This is a genomic window from Pantoea sp. R13S299, from assembly GCF_048515925.1.
In the GTDB taxonomy this organism is placed as follows: Bacteria; Pseudomonadota; Gammaproteobacteria; order Enterobacterales; family Enterobacteriaceae; genus Pantoea.
Genome location: NZ_JBLYEF010000003.1, coordinates 425,992 through 442,334, shown reverse-complemented (window position 1 = coordinate 442,334; position 16,343 = coordinate 425,992). Strand labels below are relative to the sequence as shown.

22 protein-coding genes are annotated in these 16,343 nt (G+C 54.3%); 8 read left to right on the top strand and 14 right to left on the bottom strand.

Annotation, left to right across the window (positions count from 1 at the left end; translation table 11 throughout):
* Positions 1-96 precede the first annotated feature (96 nt).
* Positions 97-822, top strand: coding sequence for an SDR family oxidoreductase (locus ACN1CO_RS16525; protein WP_419139882.1), 726 nt, complete (start codon positions 97-99; stop codon positions 820-822).
* A gap of 37 nt (positions 823-859) precedes the next feature.
* On the opposite strand, the gene ACN1CO_RS16520 is transcribed toward ACN1CO_RS16525, so the two are convergent.
* The 4 genes from ACN1CO_RS16520 to ACN1CO_RS16505 all read right to left on the bottom strand — a co-directional run bounded on the left by ACN1CO_RS16520 (position 860) and on the right by ACN1CO_RS16505 (position 4,084).
* On the bottom strand, positions 860-1,600 hold the full coding sequence (locus ACN1CO_RS16520) for a YoaK family protein (protein WP_419139881.1): 741 nt from the start codon (positions 1,598-1,600) through the stop codon (positions 860-862).
* A 211-nt stretch (positions 1,601-1,811) separates the two neighbouring features.
* Positions 1,812-2,141 carry a DHCW motif cupin fold protein gene (locus ACN1CO_RS16515; RefSeq protein WP_419139880.1) on the bottom strand — a complete coding sequence of 110 codons (330 nt, stop codon included), beginning with the start codon at positions 2,139-2,141 and terminating at the stop codon, positions 1,812-1,814.
* 25 nt (positions 2,142-2,166) lie between these two features.
* Positions 2,167-2,859 carry an aspartate/glutamate racemase family protein gene (locus tag ACN1CO_RS16510; protein WP_419139879.1) on the bottom strand — a complete coding sequence of 231 codons (693 nt, stop codon included), beginning with the start codon at positions 2,857-2,859 and terminating at the stop codon, positions 2,167-2,169.
* Between the two features lie 67 nt (positions 2,860-2,926).
* The gene (locus tag ACN1CO_RS16505; RefSeq protein ID WP_419139996.1) at positions 2,927-4,084 is read right to left on the bottom strand and encodes an MFS transporter; all 1,158 of its coding nucleotides are present in this window, start codon (positions 4,082-4,084) and stop codon (positions 2,927-2,929) included.
* Between the two features lie 137 nt (positions 4,085-4,221).
* Between ACN1CO_RS16505 and ACN1CO_RS16500 the strand changes: the two genes are divergently transcribed.
* Positions 4,222-4,743, top strand: a complete 522-nt coding sequence (locus ACN1CO_RS16500) for a MarR family winged helix-turn-helix transcriptional regulator (protein WP_419139878.1) — start codon at positions 4,222-4,224, stop codon at positions 4,741-4,743.
* On the opposite strand, the gene ACN1CO_RS16495 is transcribed toward ACN1CO_RS16500, so the two are convergent.
* Positions 4,734-5,336 (bottom strand): XRE family transcriptional regulator, encoded by a 603-nt coding sequence (locus tag ACN1CO_RS16495; protein WP_419139877.1) that lies wholly within the window; start codon positions 5,334-5,336, stop codon positions 4,734-4,736. The two genes, ACN1CO_RS16500 and ACN1CO_RS16495, sit on opposite strands and share 10 nt — an antisense overlap.
* Positions 5,337-5,379: 43 nt before the next feature.
* Between ACN1CO_RS16495 and ACN1CO_RS16490 the strand changes: the two genes are divergently transcribed.
* From ACN1CO_RS16490 to ACN1CO_RS16480, 3 genes are all read left to right on the top strand, one after another.
* On the top strand, positions 5,380-6,075 hold the full coding sequence (locus tag ACN1CO_RS16490) for a B3/4 domain-containing protein (protein ID WP_419139876.1): 696 nt from the start codon (positions 5,380-5,382) through the stop codon (positions 6,073-6,075).
* Positions 6,076-6,190: 115 nt separating this feature from the next.
* The gene (locus ACN1CO_RS16485; RefSeq protein WP_419139875.1) at positions 6,191-6,514 is read left to right on the top strand and encodes a hypothetical protein; all 324 of its coding nucleotides are present in this window, start codon (positions 6,191-6,193) and stop codon (positions 6,512-6,514) included.
* A 100-nt stretch (positions 6,515-6,614) separates the two neighbouring features.
* Entirely contained in the window at positions 6,615-6,818 is a 204-nt protein-coding gene (locus ACN1CO_RS16480) for a hypothetical protein (protein WP_419139874.1), read from the top strand.
* Between the two features lie 276 nt (positions 6,819-7,094).
* On the opposite strand, the gene ACN1CO_RS16475 is transcribed toward ACN1CO_RS16480, so the two are convergent.
* Positions 7,095-7,748, bottom strand: a complete 654-nt coding sequence (locus tag ACN1CO_RS16475) for a hypothetical protein (RefSeq protein ID WP_419139873.1) — start codon at positions 7,746-7,748, stop codon at positions 7,095-7,097.
* 119 nt (positions 7,749-7,867) lie between these two features.
* Here ACN1CO_RS16475 and ACN1CO_RS16470 point away from each other — a divergent pair, with 119 nt between their 5' ends.
* Positions 7,868-8,245: a RidA family protein gene (locus tag ACN1CO_RS16470; RefSeq protein WP_419139995.1), complete on the top strand. Its 378-nt coding sequence runs from the start codon at positions 7,868-7,870 to the stop codon at positions 8,243-8,245.
* A gap of 25 nt (positions 8,246-8,270) precedes the next feature.
* Here the strand turns inward: ACN1CO_RS16470 and ACN1CO_RS16465 are convergent, their stop codons facing one another.
* The 3 genes from ACN1CO_RS16465 to ACN1CO_RS16455 are packed head-to-tail and all read right to left on the bottom strand — an operon-like array spanning position 8,271 to position 9,489.
* Complete coding sequence (locus ACN1CO_RS16465) at positions 8,271-8,798, bottom strand: DUF4865 family protein (protein ID WP_419139872.1); 528 nt, start codon at positions 8,796-8,798, stop codon at positions 8,271-8,273.
* Positions 8,795-9,184: a tautomerase family protein gene (locus ACN1CO_RS16460; protein ID WP_419139871.1), complete on the bottom strand. Its 390-nt coding sequence runs from the start codon at positions 9,182-9,184 to the stop codon at positions 8,795-8,797. Before ACN1CO_RS16460 ends, ACN1CO_RS16465 begins: the two co-directional genes overlap by 4 nt.
* Positions 9,184-9,489, bottom strand: coding sequence for a carboxymuconolactone decarboxylase family protein (locus ACN1CO_RS16455; protein ID WP_419139870.1), 306 nt, complete (start codon positions 9,487-9,489; stop codon positions 9,184-9,186). The genes ACN1CO_RS16460 and ACN1CO_RS16455 overlap by 1 nt, the downstream gene beginning before the upstream one ends.
* Before the next feature lie 96 nt (positions 9,490-9,585).
* On the opposite strand from ACN1CO_RS16455, the gene ACN1CO_RS16450 reads away from it, so the two are divergent.
* Positions 9,586-10,467, top strand: coding sequence for a LysR substrate-binding domain-containing protein (locus ACN1CO_RS16450; RefSeq protein WP_419139869.1), 882 nt, complete (start codon positions 9,586-9,588; stop codon positions 10,465-10,467).
* A gap of 1 nt (position 10,468) precedes the next feature.
* Here the strand turns inward: ACN1CO_RS16450 and ACN1CO_RS16445 are convergent, their stop codons facing one another.
* From ACN1CO_RS16445 to ACN1CO_RS16435, 3 genes are all read right to left on the bottom strand, one after another.
* Positions 10,469-11,014, bottom strand: a complete 546-nt coding sequence (locus tag ACN1CO_RS16445) for a TetR/AcrR family transcriptional regulator C-terminal ligand-binding domain-containing protein (RefSeq protein ID WP_419139868.1) — start codon at positions 11,012-11,014, stop codon at positions 10,469-10,471.
* A gap of 388 nt (positions 11,015-11,402) precedes the next feature.
* Entirely contained in the window at positions 11,403-11,957 is a 555-nt protein-coding gene (locus ACN1CO_RS16440) for a GNAT family N-acetyltransferase (RefSeq protein ID WP_419139994.1), read from the bottom strand.
* A gap of 169 nt (positions 11,958-12,126) precedes the next feature.
* The gene (locus tag ACN1CO_RS16435) at positions 12,127-13,680 is read right to left on the bottom strand and encodes a methyl-accepting chemotaxis protein (RefSeq protein WP_419139867.1); all 1,554 of its coding nucleotides are present in this window, start codon (positions 13,678-13,680) and stop codon (positions 12,127-12,129) included.
* A 240-nt stretch (positions 13,681-13,920) separates the two neighbouring features.
* Between ACN1CO_RS16435 and ACN1CO_RS16430 the strand changes: the two genes are divergently transcribed.
* Positions 13,921-14,538: a pyridoxamine 5'-phosphate oxidase family protein gene (locus ACN1CO_RS16430; protein WP_419139866.1), complete on the top strand. Its 618-nt coding sequence runs from the start codon at positions 13,921-13,923 to the stop codon at positions 14,536-14,538.
* A gap of 59 nt (positions 14,539-14,597) precedes the next feature.
* On the opposite strand, the gene ACN1CO_RS16425 is transcribed toward ACN1CO_RS16430, so the two are convergent.
* Together ACN1CO_RS16425 and ACN1CO_RS16420 are read right to left on the bottom strand one after the other, a co-directional pair.
* Positions 14,598-14,990, bottom strand: coding sequence for a VOC family protein (locus ACN1CO_RS16425; RefSeq protein ID WP_419139993.1), 393 nt, complete (start codon positions 14,988-14,990; stop codon positions 14,598-14,600).
* A 166-nt stretch (positions 14,991-15,156) separates the two neighbouring features.
* The gene (locus ACN1CO_RS16420; RefSeq protein WP_419139865.1) at positions 15,157-16,164 is read right to left on the bottom strand and encodes a hypothetical protein; all 1,008 of its coding nucleotides are present in this window, start codon (positions 16,162-16,164) and stop codon (positions 15,157-15,159) included.
* Positions 16,165-16,343 lie beyond the last annotated feature (179 nt).

Below are 16,343 nucleotides of genomic sequence, written 5' to 3'. Positions count from 1 at the left end.
TCAGATTCAGTTACCAGTCTGTGAAGCGTTTGGTGGATTATCTTTATAATCCAGCCGCCGTATGATCGCCAGTGACAACCTGACTGGAGATACGAAATGACTCAGAAAGTAATTTTACTTACCGGCGCATCAAGCGGCATTGGTGCCGGCATCGCACGTGAACTGGCAAAAACGGATGCCATTCTGCTGCTGGGCGCTCGGCGCGAAAACCGTCTGGCCGCGCTGGCTGAAGAGCTGCGGTTCAATGGCGCGGAGGTGGCAATCAAAGCGCTGGACGTCACGCGCCGCGACGATGTGATACAGTTTGTGGATTATGCTCTGGAGAAATGGGGCCGGGTTGATGTGATGATCAACAACGCAGGCATTATGCCTCTGTCACCGATGGCGTCGCTGCGGGTGGAAGAGTGGGATCAGATGATCGATGTGAACATCAAAGGGGTGCTGTATGGCATCGCGGCGGTGCTGCCGGCCATGCTGGCCCACCAGCGCGGTCACATCATCAACATCGCTTCCATCGGGGCGCTGGCGGTGTCGCCCACGGCGGCAGTTTACTGCGCCACTAAGTTTGCGGTGCGGGCGATTTCCGATGGACTACGGCAGGAGAACACTCAGCTGAGGGTGACCTGTGTTCATCCCGGAGTGGTCGAGAGCGAGCTGGCATCCACCATCACAGATCCAGCCGCCGCCGAGGCAATGCAGCACTATCGCGCGATTGCCCTGCAGCCGGACGCCATCGGTCGCGCCGTACGCTATGCCATTGAGCAGCCTGAAGAGGTGGATGTGAATGAAATCGTGGTGCGGCCAACCCGCACGCAGCAGTAAGTAAACGGCCCGATGCGCGATGCATCGGGCCGCACGGTCAATAGAGGCTTCGACGGGTGCGCTGGACGGTGACAGCGATAGCCGTCAGTGCCACAAGCATCAGAAACACACCCAGGCCAACCATCGCGTTAAAGCCATAGGCTTTAAACAGCAGCAGACCGGCAATACAGCCGCTCAGGAAAGAGAACACCGTGGTCAGATGGGTGTGCAGCACCTTCTGGAAGAAGCGGCGGTCATCGGTTTCCATATGCACGGCATGTGACGTGTGGGCAAAAATCCAGGAACCCAGCGCAATGCCCGCATCGGTCAGCGTGCCGGTAATGTGGGTTGATCTGACGCGGCCATTAGAAAGCTGCGTTGAGGTCGCATTGTGAATACCCATTAAAAAGCCCAGCATCACCAGCACTTCCCCATTAAAGCTAGGCCGGTAGAAGACGATCTCAAAGATCGATGCCGCCGTGAGCGCCGCCCCTTCCGCCAGAATGATCAGACAGAAAATGGTGCGCAACTTATGTCTGATCCCCACCACTACCGCCAGTCGGGCAACGGTACAGCCCAGCACAAAGGCAATAATCAGTGCCATTAAAAACAGCATGGTGTGAAGGTCGCTGGTGGTGACTTCCTGGGATATCTGCGAGGTGTTACCCGTCATATGTGACGGGAAAAATCCAAACGCGCCCAGCGCCATGGCATTAAGGATGCCGGCAGTGGTGGCCAGCACCAGCGCCAGCAGTCGATCTTCAGTATGCGAACGAACTTTCTTCTTTTTTATCAGCACAGGCTTCCCCACATCAGGTGAATGCAAAACGGTCTTATAAGGCTTCAAGCATACAACCTGATGGAAATTATTCCTGTCAGAACCAGATAACTCTGATGAAATAAACCATTAATTTTGCTGATTTTTATAAAGCAGATTCAGTTTACTTTTAAAAGTGTCAACGACGCGATGATTCACCAGCGGATGACCACAAAAGAGGCGGAGAGCAAACTCAGTCAACGATAAAGAGCTGCGCGCCGGTGGTGGTAAACGATCGATGCGGTTCCGCATCGTCCGCCACCTGATAGCTGACGCCGGGTGTGAGTACGAAACGGCGGCCATCGGCCAGTTCCGTATGCAGTTCGCCCGCCATGCAAAGTAAAATATGGCCCTTGGTGCACCAGTGATCGGCGACATAGCCCGGTGAATAGTCAACCATCCGAACCCGGATATCGTTAAACTTCACGGTTCGCCACGTCGCCTGCCCCTGGTCGCCGGGATGAATCGTCTCTTCGACCTGATCCCACTGCGTCAGGCCAAACGGCAGATTATCTATTTTCATGCGATTCCCTTATTGAGGATGAGCGTTAAGACAGGGCCTGGATCACCGCCTCTTCTGCGTGGATCAGTGTGGTATCAAACAGAGGCACGCTGGCATCGGTGGCATCAACCAACAGGGTGATTTCGGTGCAGCCCAGAATAATGGCCTCGGCCCCCTGCGCCACCAGCGTCTGCATGATCTCCCTGTAACGACGACGCGACGCAGGATTGATTTCGCCCAGGCAAAGCTCGTGGTAAATCACCTCATGCACAAACAGACGGTCCGCTTCATCGGGCGTGATCACCTCAAGACCAAACTGCTGCTGAAGTCGCCCGCGGTAAAAATCCTGTTCCATTGTGAATCGCGTCGCCAGTAACCCGACCTTTTGCACGCCAGCCTGCTGAATACGGCGTCCGGTGGCGTCGGCGATATGCAGCAGCGGGATCTCTGTGGCGGCGCTGATTTGCGCGGCCACTTTATGCATGGTGTTGGTACAGAGCACGATGAACTGCGCGCCCGCCCGCTCCAGATTACGTGCCGCGTCAGCCAGCATCTCGCCCGCCTGCTGCCACTCACCCGCTGCCTGAAGTTGTTCGATGCGCTGAAAATCGACACTATAAAGCACCAGTTCCGCCGAGTGCAGGCCACCCAGTCGCTGTTTAACCTGCTGATTGAGAATGCGGTAATAGAGCGCGGTAGACTCCCATGACATGCCGCCTAACAGACCAATGACTTTCACACTGCACTCCGATTTCAGGGGTTTCACTTCAGCATGCCAGATCGCCATTGTTCGGCAACGGCTTTATTCAGGCTGCCCTGTTCTGCGGTCTGAAGCGCCAGGCCATCACAATCAGCAGCACCACGCCAGCGCTCATGATCAGCCAGGCCTGATTCAGAGACGCACCGCTGTCACGCACCCAGCCCGCCACCAGCGGCATCAGCGCGGCAATCAGGTATCCGCCACCCTGCACTCTGGACAGCAGAATCCCCGCCTCTCTGGCGCTGCGTGCATGATCCAGCGTGACGATCAGCGACAGCGGAAAGAGTGCGCCGATACCGGTACCCAGTAACAGCGCAGAGAGAACTGGCATCGTGTCCGGATAAAACACCAGACTCAGCAGCCCCGTCAGCAGCAGGACCAGCACGCCGAGCAGCAGCGGACGGCGATCGGGAAAGCGATGTAATGTCGCCGAGACGATGAATCCCGACGCCACTTCGGTTAAGGTCAGCGCAGCCAGCAGATAGCCGCTGTGGCGCGCACTCCAGCCCAGCTGAATATAGAATGGCGGCAGCCAGGCCAGCACCAGCGTGTAGGCCCCGGTGCCAATGCCGAAAAAGAGTGTCAGCAGCAAAGTCCGCTGTACAGGCAGCGTCGCCACATCCGAAGCCAGACTCACCTGCGTTGATCGCCTGACTGAGGTCAGCCAGATCAGCAGCGTCACCAGCGCTAGTGCGCCGGAGATCGCCAGCGCGGGTTGCAGCCCCAGCCATGAGAACAGCGGTTCGGCACTGGCAGCGGTCAGTGCCGCGCCCGCCATAATGCCGGTGCTGAACAGCGCCATCAGCGTCGCCGCGGCTTCAGCGAAACGTTGCCGGATCAGGGCGGGCATCAGCGCCTGTATCACACCAATGCCCGCGCCTCCCGCCAGCGCGGTGAGCATCAGCTGAGTGGAGGTCAGGTTAACACCGCGCCACAGGCAGGCAGCCGTCAGACAGAGCAACCCGGCGGCGATGCCCGTTACCGGCCCGATGCGGGTGATGAGCCATGGGCCGGAGAGCGCCGCCAGGCCCATCATCGCTACCGGCAGCGTGGTCAGCAGGCTGAATGAGGTGGCGGACAGCCCGGCCTGCTGTTGCAACACCGGAAACAGCGGCCCGATAATAGCCAGCATCGGGCGCAGATTCAGCCCGATAAGAAAAACGATTGCGGCAAACAGAATGGGGAATAAAACTTTATCTTTCATCATCGACGCCCTGACAGAGGATTGACGATGACAGCACCGGGCTGTCACTATTTATCTTAACGTTAAGATAAATTTCGTCCGCTGTTAAGAGGCTGAGCACAACCCGACAACATAACCCCAGCATTTACAGGTGATTTATGCATGACCATATTGATTTCGTTGTCAGCCAGTGGGATAACGCGATGCCCGATCTTGATGCCTCATCCATGCGTATCTTCGGCAGAGTGCTGCGTCTGATGAAACACCTGGCGAAAGCACGCAGTCAGGCCCTGGAACCGTTTGGTTTTCAGGAGGGGGAATTTGATGTGCTGGCGACACTGCGACGGGCGGGAGCGCCCTATCGCCTGTCGCCCACTCAGCTCTATCAGGCGCTGCTGGTGACTTCCGGCGCGATGACAAATCGCCTGAACCGGCTGGAGCAGCAGCATCTGATTGAGCGTGTTGCCGCGCCGGATGATAAGCGCAGCATGCTGGTGGGGCTGACGCCGCACGGGCAGCAGCAGATTGAGGATGCACTTCGTGTTCATACCGCAACGCAGGAGGCGGCACTGGCCCCGCTGGCCGCGTCAGAGCGTACCGAACTTGAGAGACTGCTGAAAACCCTGCTGCTGGCGTTTCCTGGTGAAGCGGCAGCAGCAGACCAGCACCGTCAGCGCTGAAGTTCGGCCACCGTCATGGTGAAGATTACCGGCTGATCATCGGCACTGGCATACGCATGCGGCATATCGGTGCGCGCCACCGCCGCACAGCCCTGCTGTACCACCAGGGTCTGCTCACCCACGGTTAATGCCAGCGTGCCCTGTTCGACGTGCAGCAGTTCCAGCGTGCCCGAAGAATGCCCGGTTGAACCGAACACTTCGCCCGCAAACATCTGCCAGCGCCATAGCTCGATCATATCCGGCCCGCGTGTACCCGCCAGCAGCTGCGCACTTCCGCCCTGTTCGCCCTGCCACAACACCGGCATTTCACTTGTCTTAATCAGCCAGGCGTCTGGCGCATGTGAAACATTAACAATATCCGCCACCGAAACACCCAGTGCCGCAGCCACTTTACAGAGAATGGCAATGCTGGGATTGGCCGCGCCCTTTTCGATCTCGACCAGCATCCCTTTACTGACACCTGCGCGGCGGGATAACTCGTCCAGCGAGAGTTTCTGACTTTTACGCCAGCTTTTGATGCTGTCTGAAACAGCCTGATTGACGCTGGCGACATCGGCACCTGCATCGGTCGTTATATTGACTTTATTGGTCATCGGTCATTACTATGAAATAAATTAGTCACTGAGAGAGTATCTGATGTTATCTGTTCATCCGTCAATCGATCCTGCCGTTTTCGCGCTTGCCCCCGGCTTTCGTGCCATGAGCATTGTGGTGGAGGCGACACCGATTACCCGACCAGAGATCGCCAGCGAAGCGCTGAAAAGCGCCTGCCAGCAGGTGGTAAATGATGATGCGGCCTGGGCAGATGCGCATCTTGCCGGCTGGGCTGAGGTGTTCAAAGCCTTTGGTGCCAAAGCGAAACGCACGCCCTGTTCTGCAGAAGCATTGCGCAAGCGCGTGCTACGGGATGGCGCATTGCCTGCTATCGATCCGGTTGTCGATCTCTATAACGCCATCAGCATTCGTTACGCCCTGCCGGTCGGTGGTGAGAATATCGCGGCTTACGCTGGCACGCCGCGTCTGGTGATTGCTGACGGCAGTGAACATTTCGATACCGTCAAAGAGGGCGAGGTGGTTTACGAGTCACCTGAACCGGGCGAAGTGATCTGGCGTGATGATGAGGGCGTGACCTGCCGCCGCTGGAACTGGCGTCAGGGCGTGCGAACCCGCCTGGATGCCAGTGCGCGTCAGATGTGGTTCATTCTGGAAAGCCTGCCGGCGATGCCGCTCACCGCGCTGCAACAGGCCAGCGACGATCTGGTCTCTGGATTACAGCAGATGATGCCGGATGCGCAGATCACTGCGACGCTGATTGAAGCGCCCGCAGTCTGAACATTGCCTCAACAGCGGCTGGACGGGGTTAACGGTGAACGTAATCTGTGGCAGGATACGCGCCCTGCGTCCGGCCATCCCCGGCTGACTTAACCACACACAACCGGTGAATCCCATGGCTAAAGTCAAATACCTCCTCCCTCTGCTGCTGCTCATCCTTGCCCTGGCTGGCTGGTGGTGGATCCCAAGCGACAGTGATGAAGATAAAGCGTATTACGTCGCGGTATTCTGCGCGATTGACCAAAACAGTTCGCAGCCGCTCGACCAGCAGATGCAAAACGTTATTGAAGGCGGCAATTCTGACTATGCGCTGCAGAAAATAGCTTATAAACCGGGACTGGGCCGCAGCGTGATTAGCCGCTGGCAGCAACTGACGACTGATGAGCAGCAGCGCGCCGCGCAGGATGACCATGCCTGCCAGCAATTGCTGAAGCGCTGAGGGGAACCGGGCATCCTGACCTGCTCCTGCGAATGATTTCGCGCTGGCCATCATTATTGCTGCGCTCGTCTTGCCTTATTCCTCAGCACCTGAAATCAGCGTGGGTTTACCGTTTACGGCTGAAAGAGATGCATTAAAAATAGTGTCAGAAGCTATTGATGGTGCTGAAAGCAGTCTCATTATGACGGCATACAGTTTCACCAGTAAGCCAGTTGCGGCCGCACTGATGGACGTGAAAAATCGAGGTATAATTGTCCGGCTTGTTGAAGATAAAAAACCAATTGTGGCCAGTACACCACCGTAACCTTTCAGGCCAATCAGGGTGTGAAGGTACGAAATAAGTCCTGGAAGTCTAAAATCCCCGCAAGGGGATTATTAATTTGGCCGTTCAGGTAATATCCTGCCAATTAAATAGACAACCAACACGGACAGTCCAATAGCTATAAAACGCTCATGCCACGTTTCATAGTGAAAGAACCAGTAGCAGCACAGTAAAAGCAATAGACCGCCTATAATTGCTCCTGAAGCTTCTATGAGGTTATAGATGATGCGTTTCCCTATGCTCAACCTGTGATGCTTATTATCTCGCATTAGTATTTATCTCTTTTTCTACCAGTTCTAAAATTTTATCAAACGCGGGTTGACCCTGCGTGCGCCTCACATTTAAAGCTTCAACAAACGGATTTAGCGCTGGCTCTACTAAAAAATAAAGTAAGTCATAGTTTTGTGGTCGTAAGGTGTTATAGACTTCAGGATTGTTCTTTAGCAATTTTTCAGATGTGTAGATACATCTCTCTGCCATGCCACCAATCAACAAAGCATTACCGACCAAGCCACCTCTGACAGCTACTAGGAACGAGCTACGTTGTGCAATCGTAGTTGCTAGTCTTCCTGCTATCAGTGAATTGGTAAGCGTACGTCCGGCAACTGAAGCCATTGTTTTGCTATAAATAGCGTTCAGTCTGGATTCGGGCAGCTTCTTATTAAAGATATTAAGCACAGTCTCAATAGTCTTCATGAAATTATGATTTTCAAGAATGCCGTACCGGACAGCCCGGACCATCCTAATTTTCTCTGTCTCGCGTTGATAGCGGTTGTCTGTATCAAGGAAGCCATAAGCTAAATAGCCTATGTCTTTAGGCACAGAAAGGATTCCATGAACGAAACCTATCGCCGATTCAGGTGATATGATGATTTTTGCAATACGCCTCGCAATCTCACTGTAGCTACGCATAAATGAATCCATTCGTTTTATGTCTGGTGATTTTTACCAGATAGTAGCCTCTTTGAATCGCCATTAAAACCAGGTAATTAGAGAATTTAAGGAGATGTATGGCTATCAAAAGAGAAAATATGACCCTGCCAGAACGCAAAAATTATCCTCAACTGGGCGAAGTCAAAGCGCCGTATGTCCATGCCGTTAAACATGGCGCGACGCTGTATGTCTCCGGGCTGACGGCCTTCGGGACAGCAGCTCAGCAGGGCGATATCGCTGAACAGGCAGAAACCATCTTTGAACAACTCAAGTCTGTTGCCGCAGCTGAACATACGTCACTCGCAGCGCTGCTTAAGGTCACGATATTTATTACCTCTTTCACAGAGATCACCGCGCTGCGGGAAGTACTTTATCGCAATTATGGCGAACATCTGCCCGCCAGCTCGCTGGTTCAGGTCAGCGGACTTTTCTCCGCTGACCTGCGCATTGAAATTGAGGCAATTTTTGCCCTTTGATTGGCAGACCGTGTTCTCTCCAAAGCTACAGCTGGAGATCTGCAGCAGCTGAACCCCGCGCCAGATAACCGATGCGATAAAGCTCCTGCTCCCCGGAGGATTGCTGCTGCGAGGCGCCAATGTTTACACCCTGCCAGCGGGTCAGATCCCAGGCGCTGAAACCCGCAGTTACTGGCAGCGCCGCCAGGTCCGAATGCGGTGGAATCGTCCAGCGGTTCAGCGTCATAAAGCGGGCTTCGGCCAGATTTGGAATGTGGGTCTGCCCTTCCAGCGCCAGCCAGCTTTCGATGATCGGCCAGCCAAAATCCCTGACCAGCGTCGCGAAACCAGGACTTTGCAGGAATCGCTGCATGCCACTCGCCTCCCGCCAGAAATAGAGCGGCGCATAACGGTTTTCATTCGGTCCGCCATCTTCACGGCAGCCGTAAAGATAGGCCTTAGCCACCAGCCCCGGAAAGCCATCAAGCCGCGCGCCGTTCAGTCGGATGCGCTGTTCAATGATGCCCATGTCGTAGTCAGCGGGCAGAGTAAAACGGTAGTGCATGATAATCATAACGCCTCCTGTGCCAGCATCCGGCCGCCGCTAAAGCTCCACTCTTCCGTGCTGTTGAACTGAATAATGATCATCACATCGTCAGGACCGATCGCCATTTCAGTCTGAAGCGCCGCGCAGAGTGAATGATAAAACCGTTGCTTCTGATGCCTGGATCGCGGTCGGCCTGCCGTCATCTGAAACAGCACAAAATTATCACTGCGCCCGCCGCTGAGATAGTGACGATCAAACACCCGCTGTCCGGCGGGCAGCATCTCAATTACCTGAAAGCAATCGTGCTCAGGCACGTCAAACTCAGCCACCAGCGCCTGCTGAAGCAGTGTCGAGATCTGATGCAGGGCCGCCTCGCTGTAACCCTGACGCAACGTGATTCGGGTGAACGGCATCAGTGGTTCTCCTCCAGATAGCCCAGCGCGGTGACGGCGGCGGGCCAGCCTGCGTAAAACGCCAGATGGGTGAAGCTCTCCACCAGCTCATCCTGCGTCAGCCCATTCTGACGGGCGAATTCGATGTGCCACGGCAGCTGCTGGACGCGCCCCAGCGCGGTTAAGGTTGCCAGCGTCAGCAGGCTGCGTTCGCGCGGTGACAGCCCATCGCGCTGCCAGATATCGCCAAACAGCACCTGCTGCGTTAGTTCGGCCAGTTTTGGCGCACGTTGCGCCAGTGTTTCCCGATCCAGTGAATTTTTCATTGCACACTCCTCAGTAGTCAGCGAGAGTGTCACCCAGAGCTTCAATCCTGAAAATCAAATTAATCAGCACGCACCATCCGCCTTTACAGGACCATTATGAATAAGGTACCGGAGTCACTCGATATGGATGCGCTACGCAGTTTCGTGGCGGGTATTGACGCGGGCAGTTTTGCACTGGCAGCACAGCATCTGTGCCGGTCGACCTCGGCCGTCAGTGCGCAGCTTAAAAAACTTGAGCAGCAGTGTGGAACGGCGCTGGTGATGAAAAAAGGGCGGCATCTGCAACTAACCCGCAGCGGTGAACAGCTGATGAGTTACGCCAGACGTTTGTTATCGCTGAATGATGAGACGTTGCGGGCAGTGAAAGGCGAGGCGTTGCAGGGTGAAATACGCATCGGGATGCAGGAGGATTTTGGCGAGGCGTTGATGCCGGCCATTATCGGCACGTTTAACCGCCAGCATCCGGATGTGATGCTGACCGCGCGCGTCGACAGAAACCTGCCGCTGCTCACGGCGCTGGCCCGTCATGAACTGGATTTGGCGCTGCTGTGGCAGGCAGAACAGCAGTCGGGCATACAATTGATTGGTCAGTGTCCGTTAGCCTGGATTCAGCATCCGGCGTTTGATCTGGCGGGAATTTTACAGCGCGGCGAACCGCTGCCGCTGGTGGCGTTTGATACGCCCTGTGTGATGCGATCGCGCGCCACTGAGGCGCTGGATCAGGCAGGCATTCCGTGGCGTATTGTCTTTACCAGCCACAGCCTTAGCGGGATCTGGGCAGCCTTACAGGCTGGACTAGGGATGACCCTGCGCACGCGTGCGGGGTTGCCGGAGACACTGGTCGCTGAATCACAACGGCTGCCACAACCCGGTTATCTGGGTATCGCGCTGGCCCGCTCAGATCACGGCGACGATCCGGCACGTGCGCTGTTGCAGCATCTGATCACCGAAGCCGCCCTGCCCTTTGTTCAGCGCTGATTTAAAATTCCCGCTGAATCAGCGAAGAACAGTATTCCGCTGAGACGTCGCGGTCACTGAACAGAATATGGAACATGACGGGCGCCACAACCCCATCGACAATGCGATCAACGTCAAAGCCCGGTTCGCCGCGTGCGATGGCCCGATTGTTGAGAGTCTCAAGATGCTGATAAGTGAACCTGCAGCATTTCTGGCTGGCTTCTTCAGCATGACTGCCAATCACATCGGCCAGCATTTCGCGGCCCACTTTCGACGACATCTCTTCAGCGTACTGCTGGATAAACAACGTCAGATCGCCCGTCATCGATCCGGTATCTTCCGGGTCCGCAATCGGCCGCATCCGCGCCACGGCCACATCTGCCAGCAACTGGGCCAGATCGCCCCAGCGTCGATAGATCGTGGAGGGTGTGACACCCGCCTGTTCGGCGATCATCGGGACGGTAATGGCGGAACGGTCGAGCGTCTCCAGCAACCGGTTAACGGTGTTATGCACTTCCGCCTGAATCCGTGCGCTGCGCCCACCCTGACGAATCATCTCCTTTGCCATCTCTCACTCCTGCTTTTATCCGCGTCATAGTTAATGCAACTTTGTTGCTTTAACAGATTGCGGCAGTGTACCGCATCTCTCGCTGAACAGGCGTTAAAGAGTGCTATCGGGCAAATGACATTAAGGCTGCAGTTTACTCAGGACCGACTTAACCGGTTCTGCGGTGAGTTGAGACGAACGGTTATCTGATGCACCGATCCATAAAAGACTGACTGCCATTACCGCTGAAATAAAAATTGTACGAATATCCATAAATCCTCCCCCGGAATAAGAAGGTTAAAGTAATTCAGGCAGCCGGGAGTTAATCGCGGGATAAGAGATGCTTTAACGGGGTTAAACGCGAAAAAGTGGCGCAGATTTAGCCACGCCTGAATTACCAATGAAAAGATCAGAGGGATGTATTCACCGTGTTGCCAGCCGCAAGCCATTCGCGCCGGCTAAGGGTAAACATCAGGTGAGGAGGTCCACCTTCGGCATCATCGATCTTTTTCAAAAAGGTTAAGCCCGCTTTCTCCAGGACACGGCGCGAAGCCAGGTGGTTTTCGCGCGTCACACCTGTGATAACACTGAGTCCGGCCTCCTCAAATCCATAGCGAATAGCTCTGCGGGAAAGCTCGGTCGCATACCCTTTTCCCCAGGCCGCTGGCTCAAAACGGTAACCGAGATTGTTGGTCTGACGGCCATCGAACTGGCTTCGGAAGACGCCCCCAAAGCCGATGATTTTATCCGGATGGGCTTTCTCAAATATCGTCCAGTCGCCAAAGCCCTGATCTTTGTAGAGATGCAGCGTGCGCTCCATAGACTGAACAGCATGTTCCCTGTCCGGCCATGGGCCTCGTGGGTTGAATTTATGCGTTTCGGGGTCGCTGTAGATTCTGAAGAGGTCGTCGAGATCCTCACGAACGGTATATCTGTAGAGCAACCGCTCTGATTCCCAAATAATCCAGTCCTCCTGTAGGGCACTTATCCAATACTCCTTTATAGCAGCAGCCTCTTCTGACTCCAACTCCTCCGGCGCTTCGGCTAACCCCTGAATCGCTGAGATTAACTTGCCAGCAAAAAAACGGACGCGCCTGTGGCCCGCGTCCGTTCACGTCTGTTACACCTGCCGATTAAGCTGCGCTTTGCACCTTAAACGAATCAACCATGCCACGCAGTGCATGTGCCTGCTCAGACAGCGACTGAGAAGCCGATGAAGACTCTTCTACCAGCGCGGCGTTGTTTTGCGTCACACCATCCATCTGACTGACGGCGATGCTGACCTGCGAAATGCCCTGCATCTGTTCGGACGAAGAGAGAGAAATATTGTCCATCGCTTCGGCCAGCTCACTGACCATACCCACAATCTTCAGGATGCTCTGACCCGTTCCGGCCGCCACTGAGACGCCCTGCTCTACCTGTCCGACAGTCTGCTCAATCAGCGATTTAATATCCCGAGCCGCGGTTGCGCTTCGCTGCGCCAGCGAGCGGACTTCACCCGCGACAACGGCAAATCCACGGCCCTCTTCCCCGGCTCTTGCCGCTTCAACGGCCGCGTTAAGCGCCAGAATATTGGTCTGGAAGGCGATCCCCTCGATCACGCTGGTGATATCGCGGATTTTTGCGGCACTGAGTGAGATGCCATTCATGGTCTCGGACATGCGATGGACATCATTTTCGCCGCTGCGCGCCAGCGAGGCGGTTTCGCGGGCTGAACCCGCCGTCTGCTGCGCGCCCAGCGTATTGCTCTTCACGGTGGCGGTAAGCTGCTCCATACTGGCTGCCGTTTCCTGTAGCGCGGACGCCTGCTCTTCTGTGCGCGAAGACAATTCGGTGTTTCCACGCGAAATTTCATCCGCCGCCAGCGTCACGGAACCCGCCGCCTCTTTAATGCCAGATACCAGTACACGCAGGTTAGCCTGCATTCCATCGAGTGAGGCCAGCAAACTGTGGCTATCACCACGTCGCAATGCGATTGCCGTTGTCAGGTCCCCCGAGGCGATAGCCGCAGCCAGTGCCTGCGCCTGCGCCGGTTCGCCTCCCAGCTGACGCATCAGCGTGCGCACGGTAAACAGGCAGGTCGCCAGAGCCATAAGTATCGAAATGCATACCAGGGTCATCAGCATGAAACCGGTACGCGCCGATGACTCACTGTTCATCGCCACGGCTTTCTGGCTTTCCGCACTCTGAACATCTGCAAGGGTATTAATCGCCTCCAGCAGACTGCGCTGCGCCGGTCGCGTTACGGTCAGCAGATAGGTCGTGGCTTCCTGCGGGCGGTGATCGAGAGCCAGACGGCCAGCCTGTTCCAGTGAGTCGAGCGTGGCTTTTTCCACCGACAAACCTTTGTTGAATGCCTCACGTGCGGCGGGTGTGGCATCATCCATCATGCGGGCCAGCTTCTTACGGGTAGTGATAAAAAGCGCCTTCTGGGTCTGCAACCGTTTCCACTCCGGCTCCATGGCTTTGGTATCGGTCAGCAGCGCCATATTGCGCACGGCAATAGCCATATCACGCAGGCTGCCACGCATATCGAGCACCAGCTGATAGCGTTTCATTTTCACATTAACCACATCGTTCATGCCGTCACGGGCACTATTCAGGGCGTGAAATGCAATACCGCTGCAAAGAATAAACAGCAGAATGAGCAGGCCAAAGCCGGCATACAGTCGAGTTGAAATTTTCACTGGCGAGTCTCATTGGTTGTCATCAGGTTGTAATGTGCTCCTGCTATCGGCATAAACGGGAAAAGATGTAGTCACGTCCGGTAAGAAACTGTTTCGGCTGTACATTGGGCCATTAACGCGAGGTCTTAATCACAAAGGGTGGCGTTCAGGTTCTGAACCTGCAGCTTATGATGGTAGAGTTTTGATAATACGCGGGGTGTATCAGCGTCCCGGGATCTTCAATGAAAGGAAAGTGCAAATATGGCTGAACAGAGCAGCATAATTACTGAACTGACTGAACTTGAACGTCTTTACGGCACGGTTGCCCGGCCCTCTATCGCTAAGGTGACCGACCATATTCATCCTGCCTATCGTCCTTTTATCGCCGCCTCACCGTTTGTGGCGCTGGCCACGTCAGGGCCGGAGGGACTGGATGTTTCACCCCGCGGCGACCCGGCCGGATTTATCGAAATCGAAGATGACAAAACCCTGCTGTTACCTGACAGGCGCGGCAATAACCGCATCGACAGCCTGCGCAATATTCTGCATGACAATCGGGTCGCACTGCTTTTTCTCATTCCCGGCATTGGTGAGACGTTACGCATCAACGGCACGGCGGCGATCAGCACTGACCCGGCGCTGCTTGAGCGCTTCGCGGTCAACAATCAGTTACCCAAAACCGTGCTGCGCATCCACGTGGAGAGCGTTTTCTTTCAGTGCAGCCGGGCGATTATCCGTTCGGGATTATGGGATGCCACAACGCAGATTTCGCGGCAGTCGCTGCCCAGCACCGGCTCGATACTTAAACAGATTGCGGAAATTGATGGCGAAGCCTACGACAAGGCGCTGCCAGAGCGATTAAAGAACTCGCTTTATTGATCGCCGTTCGTGACCTGCAGGTCGCGGATCATCATGCACCTGCAGGAACTGCTATGGCGTTACGCAATGCTCTCCAGTATCTGCTTTGCCTGAAGGTAGTCGTAAGAGGTTACTTCAATTTTATTGTTACTGAGGTCGTTGAAATAGACAGACATCGACACGTCGTGGTCACTGACGCTGAAAGTGATTTCATGCTTACTGAGGATCGGAATAAGTTCGTTAAAAGATGATGCTGCTACCCCGAAAGCTACCGTGTGACCTGGAGGCTGGGATTTTCTGAGAAAAAGAGAAAGTGATGCCCGGTTGTTTCTGATGACCAGCGGTCCACCCTGTTCAAACCATAAGTACAGCGCGTTGTCCCGGGAAAAGCCCAGGACCTCGTTATACCACTTTTCTGCCTGCTCAATATTTTCAACGTAGAGATGGATATGATCGATCTCAGCTATCTTCATCATCTGGCTCCCTGACTCTTAATAACAGAGATACTGGCCGAAACAGTGTTGACAGACAACCCGCAGAGCACATGACATCACAACATTTACCATAATTCTTTTGGCAAAATGATTACCCTAAAGGCTCCTCCGACAATTAAATTTCTGAGCCTGTTGAATAAAATCCTCACTGAGCCTTTTCCAGGCAGGCCAGTGCAAATCTTCCTCGTTCTGCTACAGATTCTGATATATCGGCCGCCAGTTGAGTCGCCATGGTAAAGGCTTCATCATTCATATTTTCAAGTTCTTTAATCAGCATTTCTCCGGCTATACGCCTGACCATGGGGGAACGGTCGACTATTGCCAGCCTTAAAGTCTCAATAAATGGCCTAGATACGGTTAGTGTTCTTTCTTTTAAGACAGGTAAACGGCGTCTTACGCCAAAGGCTTTATCAATCCACTGCCATTCCAGTCCCTCGGACCAGACAATTTTGCCCTCGAACAGGCAGCGGTATACCCTTGCACGTAGTGAAGGCTGAACACAGGATTCAGCAATCTCAGATAGAAAATTATCTAATACTGATGTGCGCCCTGCCTGGGTAAAGACAGTCGCAGCAGGCCCCGAAGAAGCACAGATCAGTTTTTTTTTCAGAGATGTTGTGACATTCTCGATTGAAATAATGTCCGTAAGGACCCTACGTTCCTTCTCACCCGCTCTTCCCCATGAGTTCCAATAGGGCAGCGTTATAAACAAGACATTCGCGATAACTTCCGGGTCAGAGGCTAAAGCAATTGAGGGAAGTGCTTCACGGGCGGCTTCTCTGACCTGAGGAACCCAGTCATTCAGTTTTCTGATAGCTATGGCAAATAAAAAACTGTTAGGTGCCCCAACGGTTAATGTCCGTAATGCGCGCTCCCGGCGGAAACCATCGGCATGACATAAGTCCAGCCAGCTGAGAGAACCAATCTGAATAGTTTTAATGCCTGCCTGTTTATTATCCGAACGATAAACTAAAAGGTCAATTTCCCTGCGTATTAATCGTTCCCACTCCTTAAGACTTTTTAATGGCAATGTCGACGTTGCCACCACGAAGGGTGATATGTCGGGTCTTATTCTCTGATACATAATATCGAATGTGAGTGATTTTTTAACCGCTAAAGTAACTTCCTGTTTAAGGCTTTCATTCAGTAACATGCGCTCATTTCCTCATATTAATTTTATAACGGCTCGAGCTTACCTTTAAAGTTACGGTGGGCCAAAGTTTACGAGACTCTGCCCGCACATAAATCCTGCCAGAAGAACAGAGATATGACGCGTTGTTTTTATGGCACAGAGCAAACGTTGCGCCCTGAACTCCTCACCACCGTTACCAG

Bases quoted from the DNA above. Each gene is read 5' to 3' on its own strand.
- ACN1CO_RS16495 (WP_419139877.1), bottom strand. From the start codon at position 5,336: ATGACCAATAAAGTCAATATAACGACCGATGCAGGTGCCGATGTCGCC.
- ACN1CO_RS16465 (WP_419139872.1), bottom strand. From the start codon at position 8,798: ATGATTATCATGCACTACCGTTTTACTCTGCCCGCTGACTACGACATG.
- ACN1CO_RS16445 (WP_419139868.1), bottom strand. From the start codon at position 11,014: ATGGCAAAGGAGATGATTCGTCAGGGTGGGCGCAGCGCACGGATTCAG.
- ACN1CO_RS16505 (WP_419139996.1), bottom strand. From the start codon at position 4,084: ATGAAAGATAAAGTTTTATTCCCCATTCTGTTTGCCGCAATCGTTTTT.
- ACN1CO_RS16490 (WP_419139876.1), top strand. From the start codon at position 5,380: ATGTTATCTGTTCATCCGTCAATCGATCCTGCCGTTTTCGCGCTTGCC.
- ACN1CO_RS16420 (WP_419139865.1), bottom strand. From the start codon at position 16,164: ATGTTACTGAATGAAAGCCTTAAACAGGAAGTTACTTTAGCGGTTAAA.
- ACN1CO_RS16450 (WP_419139869.1), top strand. From the start codon at position 9,586: ATGAATAAGGTACCGGAGTCACTCGATATGGATGCGCTACGCAGTTTC.
- ACN1CO_RS16525 (WP_419139882.1), top strand. From the start codon at position 97: ATGACTCAGAAAGTAATTTTACTTACCGGCGCATCAAGCGGCATTGGT.
- ACN1CO_RS16455 (WP_419139870.1), bottom strand. From the start codon at position 9,489: ATGAAAAATTCACTGGATCGGGAAACACTGGCGCAACGTGCGCCAAAA.
- ACN1CO_RS16485 (WP_419139875.1), top strand. From the start codon at position 6,191: ATGGCTAAAGTCAAATACCTCCTCCCTCTGCTGCTGCTCATCCTTGCC.
- ACN1CO_RS16515 (WP_419139880.1), bottom strand. From the start codon at position 2,141: ATGAAAATAGATAATCTGCCGTTTGGCCTGACGCAGTGGGATCAGGTC.
- ACN1CO_RS16500 (WP_419139878.1), top strand. From the start codon at position 4,222: ATGCATGACCATATTGATTTCGTTGTCAGCCAGTGGGATAACGCGATG.
- ACN1CO_RS16425 (WP_419139993.1), bottom strand. From the start codon at position 14,990: ATGAAGATAGCTGAGATCGATCATATCCATCTCTACGTTGAAAATATT.
- ACN1CO_RS16475 (WP_419139873.1), bottom strand. From the start codon at position 7,748: ATGCGTAGCTACAGTGAGATTGCGAGGCGTATTGCAAAAATCATCATA.
- ACN1CO_RS16430 (WP_419139866.1), top strand. From the start codon at position 13,921: ATGGCTGAACAGAGCAGCATAATTACTGAACTGACTGAACTTGAACGT.
- ACN1CO_RS16460 (WP_419139871.1), bottom strand. From the start codon at position 9,184: ATGCCGTTCACCCGAATCACGTTGCGTCAGGGTTACAGCGAGGCGGCC.
- ACN1CO_RS16470 (WP_419139995.1), top strand. From the start codon at position 7,868: ATGACCCTGCCAGAACGCAAAAATTATCCTCAACTGGGCGAAGTCAAA.